The sequence below is a fragment of the Chryseobacterium sp. GM_Chr_2 genome (assembly GCF_026540445.1).
GTDB lineage: Bacteria > Bacteroidota > Bacteroidia > Flavobacteriales > Weeksellaceae > Chryseobacterium.
This window is the reverse complement of sequence record NZ_JALNUD010000007.1, coordinates 137,214-157,238: the sequence shown is the minus strand read 5'-3', so window position 1 is coordinate 157,238 and position 20,025 is coordinate 137,214. Positions and strand designations below refer to the sequence as shown.

General features: G+C 34.3%; 19 protein-coding genes. 10 read left to right on the top strand and 9 right to left on the bottom strand.

Going from position 1 to position 20,025, the window contains the following annotated elements:
• Positions 1–24: 24 nt before the first annotated feature.
• The 4 genes from kdpC to OXQ85_RS12625 all read left to right on the top strand — a co-directional run bounded on the left by kdpC (position 25) and on the right by OXQ85_RS12625 (position 5,343).
• Positions 25–573 (top strand): K(+)-transporting ATPase subunit C, encoded by a 549-nt coding sequence (gene kdpC, locus OXQ85_RS12640; RefSeq protein ID WP_267405034.1) that lies wholly within the window; start codon positions 25–27, stop codon positions 571–573.
• Between the two features lie 246 nt (positions 574–819).
• The gene (locus tag OXQ85_RS12635) at positions 820–2,187 is read left to right on the top strand and encodes an outer membrane beta-barrel protein (RefSeq protein ID WP_267405033.1); all 1,368 of its coding nucleotides are present in this window, start codon (positions 820–822) and stop codon (positions 2,185–2,187) included.
• Between the two features lie 312 nt (positions 2,188–2,499).
• Entirely contained in the window at positions 2,500–3,621 is a 1,122-nt protein-coding gene (locus OXQ85_RS12630) for a sensor protein KdpD (protein ID WP_267405032.1), read from the top strand.
• Positions 3,622–3,627: 6 nt separating this feature from the next.
• Entirely contained in the window at positions 3,628–5,343 is a 1,716-nt protein-coding gene (locus OXQ85_RS12625; protein ID WP_267405031.1) for an ATP-binding protein, read from the top strand.
• An 87-nt stretch (positions 5,344–5,430) separates the two neighbouring features.
• Here the strand turns inward: OXQ85_RS12625 and OXQ85_RS12620 are convergent, their stop codons facing one another.
• A complete protein-coding gene (locus OXQ85_RS12620; RefSeq protein ID WP_267405030.1) occupies positions 5,431–6,294 on the bottom strand; it encodes a phosphatase PAP2 family protein in 864 nt (287 codons plus the stop codon).
• A 142-nt stretch (positions 6,295–6,436) separates the two neighbouring features.
• Here OXQ85_RS12620 and OXQ85_RS12615 point away from each other — a divergent pair, with 142 nt between their 5' ends.
• The 5 genes from OXQ85_RS12615 (at position 6,437) to OXQ85_RS12595 (ending at position 9,510) form a co-directional block, all read left to right on the top strand.
• Positions 6,437–6,973, top strand: coding sequence for an HD domain-containing protein (locus tag OXQ85_RS12615; RefSeq protein WP_267405029.1), 537 nt, complete (start codon positions 6,437–6,439; stop codon positions 6,971–6,973).
• On the top strand, positions 6,963–7,544 hold the full coding sequence (locus tag OXQ85_RS12610) for a YdeI/OmpD-associated family protein (RefSeq protein ID WP_267405028.1): 582 nt from the start codon (positions 6,963–6,965) through the stop codon (positions 7,542–7,544). The genes OXQ85_RS12615 and OXQ85_RS12610 overlap by 11 nt, the downstream gene beginning before the upstream one ends.
• A gap of 107 nt (positions 7,545–7,651) precedes the next feature.
• Positions 7,652–8,299: a hypothetical protein gene (locus OXQ85_RS12605; RefSeq protein ID WP_267405027.1), complete on the top strand. Its 648-nt coding sequence runs from the start codon at positions 7,652–7,654 to the stop codon at positions 8,297–8,299.
• Between the two features lie 71 nt (positions 8,300–8,370).
• Positions 8,371–8,769, top strand: a complete 399-nt coding sequence (locus OXQ85_RS12600) for an immunity 22 family protein (protein WP_267405026.1) — start codon at positions 8,371–8,373, stop codon at positions 8,767–8,769.
• Positions 8,770–9,510 carry a protein phosphatase 2C domain-containing protein gene (locus tag OXQ85_RS12595; RefSeq protein WP_267405025.1) on the top strand — a complete coding sequence of 247 codons (741 nt, stop codon included), beginning with the start codon at positions 8,770–8,772 and terminating at the stop codon, positions 9,508–9,510.
• A gap of 61 nt (positions 9,511–9,571) precedes the next feature.
• Here the strand turns inward: OXQ85_RS12595 and OXQ85_RS12590 are convergent, their stop codons facing one another.
• On the bottom strand, positions 9,572–10,021 hold the full coding sequence (locus tag OXQ85_RS12590; RefSeq protein WP_267405024.1) for a DUF4822 domain-containing protein: 450 nt from the start codon (positions 10,019–10,021) through the stop codon (positions 9,572–9,574).
• A gap of 242 nt (positions 10,022–10,263) precedes the next feature.
• Between OXQ85_RS12590 and OXQ85_RS12585 the strand changes: the two genes are divergently transcribed.
• Positions 10,264–10,899 carry a permease-like cell division protein FtsX gene (locus OXQ85_RS12585; RefSeq protein ID WP_267405023.1) on the top strand — a complete coding sequence of 212 codons (636 nt, stop codon included), beginning with the start codon at positions 10,264–10,266 and terminating at the stop codon, positions 10,897–10,899.
• Positions 10,900–11,018: 119 nt separating this feature from the next.
• Here OXQ85_RS12585 and polA read toward each other — a convergent pair whose 3' ends face one another.
• The 7 genes from polA to OXQ85_RS12550 all read right to left on the bottom strand — a co-directional run bounded on the left by polA (position 11,019) and on the right by OXQ85_RS12550 (position 20,025).
• The gene (polA, locus tag OXQ85_RS12580; RefSeq protein ID WP_267405022.1) at positions 11,019–13,856 is read right to left on the bottom strand and encodes a DNA polymerase I; all 2,838 of its coding nucleotides are present in this window, start codon (positions 13,854–13,856) and stop codon (positions 11,019–11,021) included.
• Between the two features lie 517 nt (positions 13,857–14,373).
• Entirely contained in the window at positions 14,374–14,724 is a 351-nt protein-coding gene (locus tag OXQ85_RS12575; protein ID WP_267405021.1) for an immunity 51 family protein, read from the bottom strand.
• Positions 14,725–14,826: 102 nt separating this feature from the next.
• Entirely contained in the window at positions 14,827–15,921 is a 1,095-nt protein-coding gene (locus OXQ85_RS12570; RefSeq protein WP_267405020.1) for a hypothetical protein, read from the bottom strand.
• 11 nt (positions 15,922–15,932) lie between these two features.
• A complete protein-coding gene (locus OXQ85_RS12565; RefSeq protein WP_267405019.1) occupies positions 15,933–16,256 on the bottom strand; it encodes a hypothetical protein in 324 nt (107 codons plus the stop codon).
• Positions 16,257–16,263: 7 nt separating this feature from the next.
• On the bottom strand, positions 16,264–16,716 hold the full coding sequence (locus OXQ85_RS12560; protein WP_267405018.1) for a hypothetical protein: 453 nt from the start codon (positions 16,714–16,716) through the stop codon (positions 16,264–16,266).
• 10 nt (positions 16,717–16,726) lie between these two features.
• Positions 16,727–17,800: a PAAR domain-containing protein gene (locus OXQ85_RS12555; RefSeq protein WP_267405017.1), complete on the bottom strand. Its 1,074-nt coding sequence runs from the start codon at positions 17,798–17,800 to the stop codon at positions 16,727–16,729.
• 2 nt (positions 17,801–17,802) lie between these two features.
• Positions 17,803–20,025 carry a phage baseplate assembly protein V gene (locus OXQ85_RS12550; protein ID WP_267405016.1) on the bottom strand — a complete coding sequence of 741 codons (2,223 nt, stop codon included), beginning with the start codon at positions 20,023–20,025 and terminating at the stop codon, positions 17,803–17,805.

Sequence of the window (20,025 nt, the reverse complement as noted above, 5' to 3'; positions counted from 1 at the left end):
AATTAATTCAAAAATTTACTCAAAATGAAAAATCATATTCTATCAGCATTAAGATTGACACTTGTTATGCTTGTTATCGTTGGAATTTATTTAGGTATTGTTTACGCAGGTTCTAAAGTTTTACCAACACAGGGAAATGCTGAAATCATCAATTATAAAGGGCAGAAATTCTACGCAAACATTGGACAGAGTTTTACTTCTCCAAAATATTTTCACGGTCGCCCTTCTGCAGTGAATTACAACGCCGCAGGAAGTGCAGGAAGCAATAAAGGCCCCAGCAATGAAGAATATTTGCAAATTGTTCAAAAGAGAATTGACACTTTACGAATTCAAAATCCAAAAATGCAAAATGTAAAAGTTCCCGTAGAATTGGTAACGGCAAGCGGAAGCGGTCTCGACCCAGACATTTCTCCGGAAGGTGCTTTATATCAAATTAAAAGAGTTTCAAAAATTAGAAATATTTCTATAGAAAAATTAGAAAATTTAATTAAAAATCAAACGGAAACTTCTGTTTTTGGGCCATCTAAAGTGAATGTCTTGAAATTGAATATTGCTTTGGATCAACTTCGATAATTTCTTTTGTCTTAAAACAAAAGAAACAAAAGTTCAAGACTTGGATTTGTCGGCTAAAAATTATTTCTGTTCTCTAAAAATTCTAAAACTCGCGCGGATTCAACATTTCGTTTATTAATAATTTTTTGTCCCGCGCTCAAACAGTAGAATTTTCTTAACGTTCACAGAATTAATTTTCTTAACGCCTCCAACTCCTAAGTCGATTGCATAACGCTTTAAAATTTAACTGTTATCAATATTTATATAATGAAATCAACAACTATTCAGGCTATTTGTTTATTCGGATTATTTGCTTTAAATCCTATCAAAGCTCAGGAAATCAAACAAGATTCTATTTCCCTGCAACCTAAAGATTCTTTAAAAACAAATGATTCTAAAATCCCTTTTGACGGATACGATTTGACTTGGATTAATGGTCAAAATCGCCAGACAGATTTTCCTTTAACTCTAAAAGATAAAGACGGAGAAACGATTTTAACGGGTGTAACTTATGTCGATGCCTATTACAACTACGATTTCCGAAATCCGAAAGATAATACACACACAGTTTCTTCCGCGATTGGACGTTCGAATGAATTCACCATCAATATGGCAAGTATCGGATTAGAAACGAATTACAAAAACATGATTGGTCGTTTGTGGCTTCAGTTCGGACAGATGGGTTCTATCGTTCAGGATTTGGATGGAACGGTGAATCATGGTAAAAATACGAATGTAAATAATTTAAAAAACATCAGAGAAGCGGCGGCTGGTTATCATTTCAACGTAATGCACGGTTTGAATGTCGAAGCCGGAATTTTTATGAGTTATATCGGTTTGGAAAGCTATGTTTTAGGTGAAAACTGGAATTATCAGAGAAGTTTGCCGTGCGATTTTACGCCTTTCTATTTTCAGGGAGCGAGAGTTCAAGCTTATCCTTCGAAAAAATATAAGGTTGAACTTTGGGTGTTGAACGGATGGCAAACCTACAATTCATGGAATAAAGGTCTTGGATTAGGGGTTTCTAATTATTACCGCCCGAATGAAAATCTACAATTGGTTGCGAATTTTTATTTAAATGGAAAAGACACGAGAAACAATCCTGATGTTCGTCGTTTTCACCATGACCACAGCATTGTTGCAAGATATTACCACAATAAGGAAAGTAACGGATTGTCACAAGCGGCGTTTAGTATCAACAACCATTACGGATTTCAGAGTGGTGGCGGCTTGAAGGCAAAAGACAATTATATGATCGGAACTTCGATTGCCAACAGACTTTGGTTCCATCATAACAAAATTGCTCTGACATTGAGAGGAGATGCGGTTTCAAATCCGGGAGCTTATCTTGCGTTCTCCCCTTCTCCTGTTGCTAATAATGATTTTAATGATGCTTTAGCAAAAGGCGAAAAATTAAAAATGTTTCAAGGAACTGCAACCGTTGATTTAATGCCCAATCAATTCGTAACTTTCAGATTGGAATATGGATTCAGAAAAAGTAATATTCCTTATTTCGCAGGACCTGGAGGAACGACAAGTCCGGATGGATGGATCGACACGCCTGTTGATTCCTGGAGACCGGATTTGAGAAAATCGGACAGCAGATTGACTTTGGCTGTGATGTTTAGATTATAGTTAGATTAAAAATTGATCATTTTCTTTTGTCTTAAAACAAAAGAAACAAAAGTTCAAGACTTGGAAACGAAAGGCTAAAAATAATAATACTCTCTAAAAATTCTAAAACTCGCGCGGATTTAACACTGATTTATTAATAAATTTTTGTCCCGCGCTCAAACAGTAGAATTTTCTTAACGTTCGCATCATTTATTTTCTTAACGCTTTCGTTTCCTATGTCGTTTTAGCCTTTGCTGAGTGAAACGCCTTTGCTAACCTAAAAACAGCATATTTGTCAAAAGAGAATCTTTGAGCTCTTTGCGTTTAAAAAATATGAATTCAGAAAAAAAAGAAGCAGAACATTTTTTAAAACTCATTCAGAAATCTCGGAAGGGAAAGTTCAAAATTTACATCGGAATGAGTGCAGGTGTAGGAAAAACTTTTCGTATGCTTCAGGAAGCTCATGCTTTGTTACGGAATGGAATTGATGTAAAAATCGGTTACATTGAAACCCATAAAAGAGAAGAAACCGAAGCTTTGGTTGAAGGAATTCCTGAAATTTCGAGACGGTCTTCTTTTTATAAAGGTAAAAATCTGGAGGAAATGGATCTTCAAGCCATTATCAATATTCATCCCGAAGTTGTTCTCGTGGATGAATTGGCGCATTCTAACATCGAAGGTTCAAAAAATAAAAAACGATGGCAGGATGTTCTGGAAATTCTGGATAACGGAATCAATGTCATCAGTGCGATGAATATTCAGCATATTGAAAGTTTAAATGAAGAAGTTAAAAAAATAACAGGAATTGAAGTTTCTGAACGTGTTCCCGATAAAATTTTAGCCATAGCCGATGAAGTAGTGAATATTGATTTGACCGCCGATGAACTTTTAACACGATTGAAAGAAGGTAAAATTTACAAAAAGGAAAAAATTCAGACTGCTTTAAATAATTTCTTCCAAAGCGGACATATTTTACAGCTTCGTGAACTGGCTTTAAAAGAAGTCGCCACTCACGTTGAACGAAAAGTTGAAACAGAAATCAAAACGGAAAATTTTAAACCTATAAAATTTCTCGCCTGTATAAGCAGTAATGAAAAAATAGCGAAAAATATTATCCGAAAAACAGCAAGATTAGCAAGTTATTACAACAGTCCGTGGACGGTATTATACATTCAGAAGCCCTCTGAAAATCCTGAAAAAATTGCATTGAACAAGCAACGTTTCTTAATTAATAATTTTAATTTAGCACAAGAATTGGGAGCAAAAGTAATTCGATTGAAGGAAAACAGCATCCATAAAGGAATTTTGGATTATGTGATCGAACACAATATCACAACCGTTTGTATCGGAAAACCTCATGCTCATATTTTGCAGAGAATTTTTGGCTATAGCTGGATTTACACCTTAATGAACCGATTGAATGAAAGACAAATCGACATTATTATTTTATCTTAAAACACAATGAAATTAAAAACAAAACTCACACTCGGAGTAGGTCTTTTATTTGTGCTGATCGTTTTACTGTCGGTGATTGGCTCTGTGTACATCAACAAATTAAAATCTGATACCGAAAAAATTCTTACCGCCAATTACAACAGTCTGGAATTCTCCCAAAATATGCTTTTGGCTTTAGATAAAATAAAAACCGACAGTGCCATTGCGATTAAAGATTTTAAGAAAAATAATATTTTACAGGAAAAAAATTTAACTGAATTTGGAGAGAAAGAAGCTACTCAAAATTTAAACCTACATTTCAACAGTTATCTCCAACAACCTTCACCTGAAAAAGAAAAACTAATTCGTGAAGATTTGGTTAAAATTATGTCGTTGAACATGAAAGGCATCGAGCGAAAAAGTGACATCGCCATCATCACCGCCGAAAATGCAACTTTCTGGATTGCCTGTTTGGGAACGATCTGCTTTTTGATTGCTGTTACTTTGCTGTTTAATCTTCCTCAAACGATTGCAGAACCAATCAATCAACTGACTTTCAGTATACGGCAAATTGCGAATAAAAATTACAACGAAAGGGTTCATTTTAAAGGAAGTGAAGAATTTAATGACCTTGCAAATTCCTTCAACGTAATGGCCGAAAAGCTTCAGGAATACGAAAGCAGTACACTTTCCAAGCAATTGATGGATAAAAAACGCATCGAAACTTTGGTGAACAATATGCACGATGCCGTGATTGGCTTAGACGAAAATCATTTCATTTACATGATTAATGATGAGGCTTTGAAAATTACCAATTTAAATAAAGACGAAATTATAGGAAAAACAGTTCATGAAGTTGCTGTAAATAATGATTTGGTAAGGGAATTATTGAAAAATATCGACCATCCTCAAAAAGATCCTATTAAGATTGTTTCAGAAAATAAAGAAAATTATTTCGAGCAGGATATCATTCCGATTAATATTGTAAAGACAGGAGAAAAAGAAAAAAAATACATCGGAAAAGTAATTTTGCTTAGAAATATTACCCCTTTCAAAGAGCTTGATTTTGCGAAAACCAATTTTATTGCTACGATTTCTCATGAATTAAAAACGCCAATTTCGTCAATGAAAATGGGTGTTCAGTTATTAGGAAATCAAAAATTTGGAACATTGAACGAGCAGCAATTGGAATTATTAAACAGCATCAATGAAGACGGGCAGCGTTTATTGGATATAACAGGAGAATTGCTAAATTTATCTCAAGTTGAAACAGGAAATATCCGTTTGAATATTGAAAATTGTTCACCAAAAGATATTGTTCAGACTGCCGTAAAAAATATTGAAAAACTCGCCGAACAGAAAAATATTTCAATCAATACTCAAATTTTGTTGAATGATAACGATTTTGTTTCAGCAGATTTTGACAAAACCGTTTGGGTAATGAATAATTTCCTAAGCAACGCCATAAAACATTCTTTTCAGGATGAAAATATTCAAATTTTAGTTGAGAAAATTGATTCAAAAATAAAATTTAGCATTACAGATACAGGAAAAGGGATTGATGAAAAATATCACCGTCAGATTTTTGACCGTTATTTTCAGGTTCCCGGTGAACATCAGAACGGAACAGGTTTAGGTTTAGCAATTTCCAAAAATTTTATTGAAAAACAACATGGCGAAATTGGAGTAAAAAGTTCGCCGAATCTGGGAAGTACATTTTATTTTGTGTTGCCAATCGCTTAGTTATTTGTTAATCTTGAATTATTAACTCAAAATAGAGATTTAGAAAATTCTTTTGATGGTAAAGTTCCGAAGAATGAGATAGTCAAATTAAAAAACACCATTCAGCCCAATCATATTAGGAGACATATTCAGTTTCCATGCAATTTTTCCGGGTGCTTTATCTTTTTTTCTATGCATATATTTATAAGTTCCTTCTACCACAAAATAGCTGATTGCAGCACTTAGAAACACATCAGAGAAAAAATGAGCGCCATCCCAAACTCTGGATAAAGGCGTAATTATTCCAACGCTGTAAATACCTGCTTTTACCCAAGGATTTGAAAACTGTTTTGCCAATGAAAACATGGTCGTTGCCACCAAAACCGTATGCCCAGACGGAAAAGATCTGTAATCGGCATCACCACTGAAGGGTTTGAAGTAAAATTTTCCCTTCTCCGTTCCCGGTCTTGCTCTTCCAACTAATGTTTTTGAAAAAGTTTGTAACAGTCCCGCTGTAGTTGCCGAAGAAATCATTAAAACACCCGTATCCCGGATTTTATCATTCTTAGTAAAAAGTCCGGTAAGGTAAATGGCACTTGTTATTCCATAATTATTTTGCGGGCCACCAAAATAGTCACCGAATTTTTGGATCACATTAGGAACTTTGTCCCTTCTTTCCCTAAAAAATTTACTGGTATCATGATCCACAGAATAAAAAATAACGGTTCCTAAAGCCACACCGCCCAAATCTACCCAGTTTTTCTTTTCCCAAGAAAGAGGGCTCAGATAACTTTGGGCAATATTATTCACGATTTGTTTTCCATCTACTACCAGCTGTCTTCCAATGCTATTTTTTTTCGGTAAAGCCACAGAATCTTCCACAATAAGAGTATCAACTTCTATACTGTCTAGTTCCTGCGAAAAAAATAAATTAGAAATAAAGAATAACATCAAGGTCAAAATCTGCTTCATTAGGTATTTTTCTTTTAGAATCCACAAATTTACAAATTAAGTACACTTACTTTTTAAGTTTTAATTAAAAAAATAATGATTTCAATTTTACAAGATTTTCACTTTTTTTATTGATTACCTCAAAATTTATTATCTTTAAAAGATGACATCAATCCAAACCATTTATCAGGAAACCATCAAGTTTGCAGCCCAAAAGCATACCGATAAAAATCAGACAATTCCGGGAACCAACCTACCTTATGTTGTTCATATAAGCAATGTTGCGATGGAAATTTTGGTCGCTTTCGAGAAGTCACCTCATTTTAATCTTGAATTTGCAATACAGCTTGCCTTGCTTCATGATTGTTTGGAAGATACCAATACAACATTGGAAGAACTTCAACATCATTTTGGAAAACAGGTGGCTGAAGGAGTTTTAGCTTTAACAAAAAATTCAGACCTTAAAAAAGATGAAAAAATGATGGACAGCCTGCAAAGAATCAAACAACAACCTTCAGAAGTGTGGGCTGTAAAATTGGCAGATCGAATTACCAATCTTCAACCTCCTCCTCTTCACTGGTCTGAGGAAAAAATAAAAAATTATAAAGCAGAAGCTATTATTATTTTAAATGAACTTCGTGGTGGAAACGAATATTTGGAAAACAGATTGAAAGAAAAAATAAAAAATTATGCCCAATAATCAACAGACCGCCAATTTTTTTGAAACACCGGAAAAATTCAGAAAATGGCTTGAGAAAAATCATCATCTTGAAAAGGAATTGCTGGTTGGTTTTTATAAAGTGGGAAGCGGAAAACCTTCTATGAATTGGTCGCAATCTGTCGATCAGGCTTTATGTTTTGGCTGGATTGACGGTGTGAGAAAGTCTATCGATCATGAAAGTTACAGCATCCGTTTCACACCAAGAAAATCAACGAGCATTTGGAGTGCCGTCAATATCAAAAAAATGGAAGAACTCACAAAATCCGGATTGATGAGACCTGAAGGTTTGAAAGCTTTTGAATTAAGAAACCCTGAGAGATCTGCCATTTATTCTCATGAAAAAGAGTTGGCTACGCTTTATCCTAACTACGAAAAGCAATTTAAAGCCAATGAAAAAGCATGGGAATTTTTCAATAGTCAGGCACCGTCTTATAAAAAGGTCATTTTACATTGGATTACGAGTGCAAAACAGGAAAAAACGAGGTTGTCAAGGTTGGAAAAAACGATTAAGGAAAGTGAATTGGGAAAGAGAATTTCATTTTATGGTTGATTCTTAACTTTCATTATTTCTGCATATAGTCAAAAAACATGAATCGCCTTTTATTTACTTTAATCTTATTATTCCTTGTATCTTGCGCAAAACAAGAAAATATTTCATTGAACAAATTTGAGGTTGGAAAAGTAAAATTTGAATATTCTTCCGATTGGAAATTTACAAAATTGAAGGGCATAGATTCTTATTTTTCTTATCTTTCAAAAGATGGGGATACCATTTGGATTGAATATGGAATGTACAATCCAAAAATATACAAGCAATCCATACAAAATAATCTCTTCAAACAAGTTACCATCAATGAAAGAGAAGTTATTTTGGAAGTTTCTAAAGATCCGAAAGTTGGTTTTGCTTCAATGTACATTCCAAAAGTAGACTCCACAAATGGATTGTATATATTTAATAAGAAAGGAAATATTCAAGAGGTTTTGGATATCTATAAAACGATCCAACTAGGAAATTCTACACGAAAATCTTCATTTGAATTTAATTTTAAAGAATTTACAAACAAAAATCATCCACCTGGAATTGTTGCTTATGAAAATAACTGTTTGAGCTGCCATTCTGAATTTCGTTATGAAATAGGTCCACCACTCGATCAAAAATTTCTTCATTTACAAGGTAAATCTTGGCTTGAAAATTATATTTACTCTAAGAAAAAATCTGGCGAATATAATATTGAATGCACTCAGATTTCAAAAAAAGAATCAGAGTCAGTAAATGAAATTTTGAAATATTTATTTCAAAAATAGTTCAATGTATTTTGTTTTTTAGCTTAAAATATTATTATACCTTTGATTTTTCAATAAAGTTTAAAATAATTATGAATACAGGGATATTAGATTTTTGGGTAGGAAATTTCAACAGTGAAGAAGATTTTTATGATTTTGTGGAAGAGGATGAAAAATTTTATCTCGAAGAAGATTCTGATGATGTTTTTGTATCAAAATTTGCAGAAACACAGGATACTATTTGGTTTGATCAGGATTTAATAGAATATGGTTTTGAAGATGGCAATGTGAGTATTTATGAAAAATTTGCCAACTATTCTTTTGCAGAGCAATGGTTGCCCATCTTGATTAACAGATTGAATGAAATTAATCCTGATTTTGATATTAATTCTTTAGTATTTGTAAGCGGCGGACAAGTTCCTAAGCCTGTTTCCGTAGAAAATGATTTCTTCTCGCTGACCTATATTGGCGGGATTGAATATGAATTTTAAATGAAAATATACTCTACAATACAAATTGGTGATTATCATACCAATCAATGTGAAGATGCTTTAGTAATAAAAAATGTTGGAAACGACAGGATTATAATGGCGGTTATGGACGGATGTACGACCGCTATGGAAAGTCATTTTGCATCAACATTGGTCTGTAAAATTTTAAGAAAAATTGCAACAGAAATAAGTTACAGAGAATTATACGAAAAGTCTCTAATAAATTTTAACGCAGATCTTGAACTTCAGGAAATTTTAAAAAGTCTTTTTAAAGAACTCGTTTTGGTAAAAAATCAACTTTTACTGGATGAAAAAGAATTACTAACAACGCTAATCATTGTGCTTTATCACAAGAAAAAAAAGCAAGGTATTGCAATTACGATTGGCGACGGAATAGTATCTATTGACGGAGAAATATTTGATTTTAATCAAGATAACAAACCCGATTATTTAGGATTTCATTTAAAAGAAAATTTTGATGGTTGGTATAATAATCAGACTCAAAAAATATTTTTTAATGATATTAAAGACCTTTCTATTTCAACAGATGGAATATTGACTTTTTCGAAAATAAAAAGGACTGATCATGAAGATTCGATTGATCCGTTACATGATTTATTGATTGACAAAGCGAATAATTCTTCTTATGAAATGCTGAATATGAAAGTAAAAAAACTTGAAAATCATTATGGTTTGAAGCCAACCGATGATATTGCAATAATTCGAATGATCGAAGAATAAAAATGTAAAAACTTCCGCCTTTCAGCGGAAGTTTTCTTGTAAAACCAATATGTTCCTTCAACTATAAAGGAATATGTTCTACGGTCAGTTTTTGTCCATTCACCGTAATGGAATAGATAAAAAGTGACGGCGTTAATGTAACGATATCTACAATTCGCGTAAAAATAATTTCACCCGAACCATTTGTATTTTTTCCAACTAAAATTCTTCTTTTACCATCTGCAGTTATCGACCAATCGCCAATTGATCTCACCGAACCATCAAAATTGGTGATGATATAGGTTCCATCCATCTTATATTCCGCATTACCTACAAAACTCATATTGGATGCCGTAACATCGGCGCCATTAGCATCTTTTACAATGGTTGTTTTCCATTTTTTTGATGCCAAAGTTTGGGAGGGTGTGGTTTCAGAAACATACACAGTATCAGTTCCATTGCATGCAACAATTAAGGAACAAATCGCTGAAAGTGAAAGCACCAGAAACAGTGCGAGTTTAATTATTCTCATCAGTTTTATTTTACGTGTTTTTTTTACAAACTTAAGATTAATTTTTTAACCTCCAAATAACACCAACAAAATGAAAACCAAACTCTTACTCTCGATTTAAATCTACAATCTTAAAATCAAAAATATTTTTTATTAAAACTAAATATTTCTTTTATAAAAGCATATATTATTTATCTTTCAATGAAAAATTTATCTTGAAAATTATTTTTATTTTTTTGAATTGAATTACTTTTACATAAAAAATGCAAAAACTCGCTTTATTCTTACTCTTATTTTCCAATTTACTGATCGCACAAAATGATGGTTGGAATAAAATTAAAGAAGATATCTATCAAAAAACAGTTAAAGAGAATTCTAAAGAGACGGTAAAAGCCCCTGATATTGTTGCATTTACCACTTATGGTTTTGCAAAAGGCGAAACTATTCAGTTGGATCCGGCAAAGCAAATAACCTCTGTACAGACCAGCTTTGAGGATTTAAAAAGCTTCATTAAAAGTGATTTAGACCTTAAAAAAGATTCTAAATATCTCGTTAAAATTCAAATGAAAGAACCTGAAAGTTATAAATACAATATCTTTCTTTTAGATAAAATAACGAAACAAGATAAAGAGAAACTGGAACATTATCTTAAGAAAAATTATGATTTGACAAGCATCCAATATATTTCTAAAGAAGACGCAAAAAATAATGCAAAAAAAGAATTAGGAGTTGAGGAAGGCGATCTATTTGAAGAAGATGTTTTTCCTGCAAGTTTTCAGCTTTACTCTAAAACACCTCTCCAATTAGAACCTATAACAAAGCTTTTTCCAAAAATAGTTGAAGATACGATTGATAATAATCAATTACCTCATTTCATTGTTTTTGATGTAAAGACATAAAAAAACTTCCACCTTTCGTGGAAGTTTTTTCGTTATTGTGAATAAATTATTCTTTTTTGATTTGATAGGATTGGCATCCTATCCTGATATAAGTCTCCACTTCGTGGCTCTCTTAATTTCTAATGCGCTTCCAGCCAGTTATTTCCTACTCCAACTTCCACTAAAAGCGGAACTTGTGTTTCAACAGCATTTTCCATTTCTGTTTTGATGATATTTTTTGCCACTTCAACCTCATCGATTGGGGCTTCAAAAATTAATTCGTCATGCACCTGAAGCAACATTTTGGTCTGTAATTTTTCTTTTTCAAGCTCTTTCTGAATTTTAATCATCGCCATTTTCACCACATCTGCTGCACTTCCTTGAACCGGGGCATTTACGGCATTTCTTTCCGCGTGACCTCTCACGACGAAATTATTAGAATTGATATCTTTCAAATGACGTTTTCTGCCTAATAATGTTTCTACATAGCCTTGCTGACGGGCTTTTTGTACCTGCTCCGCCATGTATTCCTTTAGTTTAGGATAAGTCTCAAAATATGCTTCGATCATCTGTTTGGCTTCCGTCCTCGATAATCCGGTTTGTTCTGCCAATGCAAAAGCTCCCTGTCCGTAAATAATTCCGAAGTTGACCGTTTTTGCCTGACTTCTCTGTGTTTTGGAAACTTCTTCCAACGGAATTTTAAACAATTTCGCCGCCGTAGAAGCGTGAATATCTTCACCTTGCTGGAAGGCTTTAATCATATTATCTTCACCGGAAATTTCAGCAATCAAACGAAGTTCGATCTGTGAATAATCGGCAGAAATAATTTTCTTTCCTTCACCCGAAACAAATGCTCCACGAATTTGCTGACCTCTTAATGTACGGATCGGAATATTCTGCAAATTCGGATTTACACTCGCCAAACGACCTGTTGCTGCCGTAGTTTGTGAAAAGTTGGTATGAACGCGATTATCCGTTTTTTCAATCTGAGAAGGCAATGCATCAACGTAAGTAGATTTCAACTTTTGATACGTTCTGTATTCCAGAATATGTTGGATGATTTCGTGTTTTGAAGCTAATTTTTGCAACACATCTTCCGAAGTCGCGTACTGCCCTGTTTTGGTTTTTTTCGCCTTCGGGTCAAGTTGCATTTTATCAAACAAAATATCTCCCAACTGCCTTGGCGAGTTCATATTAAATTCTTCACCGGAAAGTTCGAATATTTTAGATTCCAATTGTTTTAAATCATTCTCTAAATCAATACTTTCCTGAGCCAGCCATTTTTCATCCAGAGAAATTCCTGAAAGTTCCATTTTAGCTAAAACTTCCATCAATGGCATTTCAATATTGAAGAATAATTCTTCTAAATTTTCTTTTTTCAACTGAGGTGCAAACAGCTCATACAACTGAAAAGTTACGTCTGCATCTTCGGCAGCATAATCGGTTTGGGTTCTCAGATCTGCGTCTCTGAAATTCCCCTGTTTTTTTCCTTTTTTGCCGATAATAGTTTCGATGGAAACTGGCTTATAATTTAAATATACTTCTGAAAGATAATCCATCCCGTGTCTGCCATCCGGATTTAAAAGGTAATGCGCAATCATGGTGTCGAACATTGCTCCTTTCACCGTGATATTATATTTCTGAAGGACTTTATAATCATATTTTAAATTGTGGGCGATCTTCAGCAAGTCTTCTTTTTCGAAAAAAGGTCTGAAAATTTCCAACGTCTGCAATACTTCACCCTGATCTTCCGGTAAGGGAATATAATACGCCAATCCTTTTTTATATGAAAAACTCATTCCTACCAATTCTGCTTCCAGCTCATTTAAAGAAGTGGTTTCTGTATCAAAACAAACGGCTCTTTGCTGCAATAAATTCTGAACTAATATTTTCTGAGCTTTTGGATTATCCACGAACTGATACAAATGATCGTTCTTTTCAATCGTTGATTTTGTGGAAGTTGCCTGATCTAATTCTTCATAGGTCGCAAAAAGATCGAGCTGGCCAACAGCCTGTGCTACTTTCTGCTGAGGAGTAGTTTCCGTAACTGCTACTTCTGCTTCTGTTGCCACAACTTTGGTAACAGCCGGAGCAAAAGCTCGGTAAAGATTTTCATATAATCGGGTGAATTCTATTTCATCGAAAACTTTCTTAGCCTGTTCAAAATCAGGAGTTTCCAGATCATATTGTTCTTGGTGGAATTCAATAGGAGCATCACAGATAATAGTGGCTAATTTTTTAGATAAAATTCCGCGTTCTGCAGAAGCTTCTACTTTTTCTTTTAGTTTTCCTTTTAATTTATCGGTATTGGCTAAAAGATTTTCGATACTTCCGAATTCTTTCAGGAATTTCATCGCCGTTTTTTCACCAACTCCATCTAATCCCGGGATATTATCGACTGCATCTCCCATCATTGCTAAATAATCGATCACCTGTTTCGGATCATCAATTTCATATTTAGCCTTCACTTCTTCTACGCCTAAAATTTCAATATCGCCACCTTTTAAGCCCGGTTTATACATTTTGATTTTATCGGTCACCAATTGGGCAAAATCCTTATCCGGAGTTACCATAAACGTAGTATAGCCTTCTTTTTCAGCTTTGCAGGCAATGGTTCCGATAACATCATCCGCTTCATAGCCTTCAACACCCAAATACGGAATGTGCATTGCCTCCAAAATTCTGTGAATATATGGAACGGCAATCTTGATAGCTTCCGGAGTTTCGCTTCTGTTGGCTTTGTATTCTGCAAAATCTTCAGTTCTTACACTCGCCTGCCCGACATCAAAAACAACAGCCAAATGCGTGGGTCTTTCTCTTCTGATCAATTCAATCAAAGAATTGGTAAAACCAAATATTGCAGATGTGTCTATTCCTGTACTCGTTATCCTCGGACTTCTGATTAATGCATAATATCCTCTGAAAATCATCGCATAAGCATCGATGAGAAACAGTCTTTTATCTTGTATTGCCTCCATATTTTCCATAAGGAACAAATATAAGGATTCTATCTTTTTCTTTTGTGTCGAATTAAAAATTCAGGATTTAATAATAGTTTGAATTGTCATTCTGAAAGAATCTAATCTTCAATTCTAATTAAATATTTTTCTTTTGTCTTGAAACAAAAGAAACAAAAATTCAAGACTTGGAAACTTTCGCTAAAAATTAGTTTTGTTCTCTAAAAATTCTAAACTTGCGCGAATTCAAAATTTGTTCTTCGGTTCGGTAATTGGCTCGCGCTTCAAACACTAGAATTTTTTTGACGTTCACAAAACTATTTCTCTTAATGCTCCATTTTCCGAAGTCGTTTTTGAAGTTTTGGGTTGCCATTTTGATGAAGGAAGAGCCTATAAGAGTATATTTTGGCGAAAGCCTAGTTCTATTGATGTGGATGGATATTTTTTTTCTTTATTTGTGAAAATATTTGTGTGATTTGTGTTTAAAAAGAAAAAGACCCCGAAATCGAGGTCTTCCAATATTTCTTCAAATAAAATTTTAATCTAATTCTGCTCTGGAAAATAAATCCTGAATGGCTAATTCGTCTTCACAGATATTTTTAAAATCTAACACAAATTCTTTTAATTTTTCCGGATTGGTGGAATAGGCGCAGAACATATCTGCTTCGGGATCAAATTTTATTTCATCAGCAATTTCCGGTTTCTTTTCGTTTAAGAAAACTTTTGCCAAAGATGCCCAATCGTAGCCGTTTCCTTCAAAACCTTCATCTTTTCTCCAATCGAAAATATCCGGTTTGTAACTTCCTGCATTTAAACATACTGAAAAAGTTTTTTCTGAGGCTACCCAAAAAAAGGGCTTAATGGTTGTTTCAAAATTGTATGCTTCCATATTTTTTGGTGATTAAAAAATGAAAACTAAAGATAGGTATTTCCTAAAAGTAAGCCACAGATTGAATGCTTAAAAAAGTGTTAAAATAACTTCAAAAATTCTTTAATCTCTTGTATCAAAATTCAAATTATTGAAAGAATTAATCATAATTTGAAGGCATCTTCTGTTCACTTCCCAAAAGTTATTCTGCAAATTAGGTTTTGGACCAATACATTCAAAATAGTACCATCCGATATTTGTTTTAATAATCACAGCAATAAAATTGGCATGGAAGTTTTCACTTTCAGAATCTAAATTTCCAGAAATATCATGTAAATTTTCAATGTGAGGATTTTGAATTTCGTGGGTTTCCAACGCATTAATTTCAGATAAATTAATTTCTAAATCATTAATAATTGTGAAACGACTAATCTGTGAGTTTATTAAATCTTCTACATTTTGGAAGGCATCTACTCTGTAAAAAAAGGAATTGATAGCTCCTTTATTTTTTCCATCTATAGTGTGTTCAAAAATATAATTAACAAAATTGTGATCAGAATTATTATTAAACTTGGCATCCCAGGATTGAGGAACGAAAAATTTTACAGGCTCTATATGCTCATCCATAAAAGGTGTGAGAAGTTCTGCCATTTGCCAGTCTGATTTATTGATTAAATCCCAATTGGTAACAATCTGCAAGATGGTGTGGCTCAATTCTTCATAATCATTTGCTTCACAGGTTGCTTTTATACAAAAATAGTTTGCACCTCCTTTTCTATTATTATAATCCTTCAAAACGGTATAGCGGGAAACAATATCATTTCCTCCAATTTCTCTTTTGCAAAGAACATCTATATAATTACCCGTACTTTTTCCTTTTATAATTCTTTCTGCAACAATTTCTTCTCCCATGATTGCTAGCTTCTTCTTCAACCAGTCTGAAGCATTCATTTCAAACTCATAATGTTCGTAAGCTACCTGAACCTCAAGATAAGGCCCCTCTTTTTCACGAACATACTGACCGATATTCGTTAATGAGAGGTCATTTATTGTAAAAGGTTCCAGCTTATTGGGTTTCACATTATTTGGAAGAATAACCCAATAATGCAAGTTTTCTTCACCATGGGTATAGAGACATTTCCAGAAATTTCCCTGAAGATAATCTTTTGCATACGTTTGTTCTACAGGAAAACTGTAATTAATATTTTTATCAATCATTTTACTTTACATTATAATTCGGATAACAGTAATATTAATATCGCTACAGTAGCTAAAATACCAAAAAAAATAAAAATAAAGGCATTTATCAGTAAAGAATACTTCGACAAAAGGTTATATGGAGACTGATTTTGCTGCCCTCTTACAACTGATTTAGAAATAATAAAATCAAAGATATAAGATACTCCAAAAGTTGTCCATAAATAACCGAATAAGATAATCAGTGGCAGTTGTATTTTCAACAGTGTTTCAGTATCATTCAAAATAAAAACCATTAAGATCGATAATATGGAAAGTATAAAGAAAATAATGGCTAAAATTAATTTACCTCTCATATTATTTTTATTTATTGGAGCCTATCCAAATTCCATAAAACGGTAAGCACTGGCCAAGCACAAAGAAGACTATTTTGGCGATGGTAAGTATTTTTGATCTGTTTTCTACAGCAAATCTCACAGGGTTTCTGCCCAAATTAGCTTGATTATTATTTTGGTGAAAACCGGTAAGGAAATTAATGATATTTTCTACCACGAGAAATACAAACAAATTAAGAAAGAACAGACATAAAAATGATAAAAACAAGGATTTCAATATCTTATCTATTGAATTGATATCTACAGATACCATTTTCGAAACTCCGTAAACAATGGCTGGGCTAATAATAAATAATAGAATGGTAAGACCAATGCCCACACCACAAAAAATGATGATTTTTTTCTTTTCAAAAGTTTCTGATGATTTAAACATGAGAAAAAATGATAACACGATAAAAAAAACTAAAAATATTATTTTCATATAATTAAAATTAACCTATAAATACTGTGGGACAACCCGTTAATATAACACCTTCTACAATGGGAGGAAAAAAGTAATCTTTGATGGAGGTATAAAGATTAACGATTGGTTTTCCGCTAAGGGTAACTTCTACATCGGCCTTTATCCCTATTAAAGCAGCAATTTTACCCCCAACATTGGCACTGATTTCATAATCATCGGTATCCAGATAAAAGCCAGCTTTCCCACCAATCGCAGCCGAGCCACCAGATAAACCTACTTTTGCTTTTGTTTTTAAAATGCCTAAGAAATCTGACTGCCCTTCATAATCAGCCTTTGCAGCCCCCAAATCCCCTGAAAGTTCGCCCTGAAAGCCATATCTGTTATCTGAACCTCCGGTAAACACCTTGGCTTCTGCTTTGCCTTCAATATACGCAATATCTCCCTTTAATTCACTTTTATTATACCAGATTCCTTCTTTACCTATATGTCCTTCCGCATTACCAGACATCATTGAAGCTTTCCCTTCACCTTCAAGGCCATACAATCCGTTGCTTCCATATAAGCCGCCTTTCAATTCTCCTTTATATTTTGAAAAACCTGCACTTCCGCCAACTCCTCCATTCCCTTTTCCTAAAGGCTCATAATCGCCTTTTACATTCATTTCAAAAACACTGAATCCTAATGTTCCATAATCATAATTTCCGTCCTTCGTTTTATCTTCCCGATTGGCATACGCTTCAAAAACTTTTAAAGACAGATTATCTTCTAATTTATGATCTATAGTACCATCACTATTCAATTTATCATTAGGGATAATGCTCCAAAAATTATTATCTACAGGAGCACCGACAGGTCCCGCAGGAGCCGGCTGAGGAGGAGTTCCGCAACTTGTTTTATCTCCCATTCTTGCCGCAGCAATTCCGTTTATAAAAACAGACGAAGATCCTTCTACAATGCTTGCGACCCCGTGAGATGAACAAGTAACAGGATCTCCTTTTCGGGCTGCAGGTTTACCTCCGATAAGTACATTGAAACTTCCTGAAGTAATGGGTCCTGTATGAGCAGCCTGGTCTATAAGTGCTCTTGCCGCCAGTTTTCCCATGATTAACTATTTATTTTTGTTACCGCTGCTTTCAGTTCTGCCAGAAAACTTCCGAAAAGTTTCAAAGTCATTCCTGTAACTCTTGTAAGCATACCGCCTCCTATTTCCGTATTATTTGTTCCTTTAAAAGTAGAATCCATAGAAGTTATCTCAAAGGTATCTGTGCTTTCCATTTTTACATTTTTACCATTCAGGGTAATGGTTCCATCGGCAAGAATTTTTACAATACTTTCACCAATCGTAATTGTGAAACTGGAAGTTCCGTCCAACGTAATATTTCCGGCACTATCCATTTCAAGAATACATTGTGGTGGTGTATCTTTTTTAGCTCCTACATTAATACTATTTTTGCTCCCTGCATTTACAGTATGATTGCTATTGGCATTCGTTGTTGCATTTCCTGCTCCGTCAAATTTCATATTCGCACCGCCCTGATCCGTTAAAAATACAGAACCTTCACCATCATTTAATTCTAATTTGTTTCCACTTCGGCTGCTTAAACTTTTAATATTATTCCCAGATCCTCCTCCGGCTCCGATTGCTCCGTGAAACATTCCTCCCATTACAAAAGGTCTGTCAGGATGCTGATGAACGAAACTTACGATTACCTGATCTCCAATCTCCGGAACAGCCATAAATCCGCGGTTTTTATTCACTTTATTGCTGCTTCCGGCATCGGGAGTCATCACACGGATAAATTCTGTGGTATCCTGACCTTTTTGCCAATCAAACTGTACCTGAACTCTTCCCTGATTCATCGGATCTTTATTAGAGATCACTTTAGCAAACTGTGGTTCGGCTTTAGGCATTAAAAATTCCGGACGGGGAATGAATCCTGTATCTGAGGCGATCGCTTCAAAAGTGCCGTCGTAATAACCGCGGGCATCTACTTCATGAATGACTTCCGTAATCATCAATTTTGTAAAATAAGAAGTATCGTTGGTTTCCGTCTTACGCATCTCGATATCTGCAATACATCCCGGATATAAAAACGGAACAGTGGTGCTTCCGGAAGTTACAAAAACGCCAGCCGCTTTACTGCCTGCCGTTCCTTTTTGGGATGCATCAATATCCATAAATGAAGCCGCCTTTATCGGGGCAACTCTTAAAGAAGGTGTCAGAAATGTTTTTTCTGAAATTTCATAGGCTCTTTTAGCAATATCAGAAGTATGATTTATTTTAGAATTTCCGGTGGTTAGTTTTTCATTTTTACTGCTGTTGTATCCGTAAAAAGTAGGATTCACGTGTTGTGCTTTCATTTTAATTTTAACATCATTCACGCTGCTTCCATAAGTAAGGTTGACTGGTTTTTCCTGCGGAGGAAGTTTTCCGAAATGTAAAACTTCACCATCATAATAAAATTGCTCGCCATACGCTTCTGCTATTCTGGCCAAATAATTATAATGCGTTTCTTCGTATTGCGAACTGTAAGAAACGTTTCCGTGTTGGGAGTCTACTCTGTAATCAAATGTATTTTGTCCTAAACCTTCTTTAATCACCTCATTTGCAATACTATTCAGGCTAATTTGCTGCTTTCCTCCAAAACTTTGAATATGCGGAGCGGCATCTAAAAGAATAGTTGGGCTAAAACCTGTAAGAACTATATTTCCTAAACTTCCTTTTTCCTGACTGAAACCAACTTCCGTAATTACGCCTACAAAATTTCTTTCGGGGCCTTCTTCTACATCTTTATATTTAAAAATGACTGTTATGCGTTTTCCTAAAAAATTTTGAGCTTCCTGAAGATTATGATTTTCGGCATTTCCTAAGCTGTCATAGGCCAACATCAGACTGAATTCATGATGTTTTACCGCACTTTGGGTAAGCTTAAAATGTTTAAAGTGGGTAATTGTTTTTCCTTCGATAACGATTTCCAGCTTCACGACACGATTGATGCCCATAATCTGACTTTGTGGAATCGCCGCGGCATTGTGTATTTTAGAAGTCGGTTGCTTAGACCATACTTTTTCTTTCAAAATGGAAGAGTTATCGTTTCCGGAAATCTGATTCATGAACATATCATGTGTATTCTTCCCTTTTTCCAAATAAGCCTGCTGAGCTGCTGTTGCAGCTGTTTGTTTTAGTTTTCCTACCTCTCCATTTACCTGCTGCAGCCTTTCCTCGGTTGCTTTCACAACTTTCTCTTGTGCCTCACTCTGTACATTCTTCAGAGAATCATTAATATGATTATTTTTTATAGGCGGTAATTTTTTATCCTGAAACAT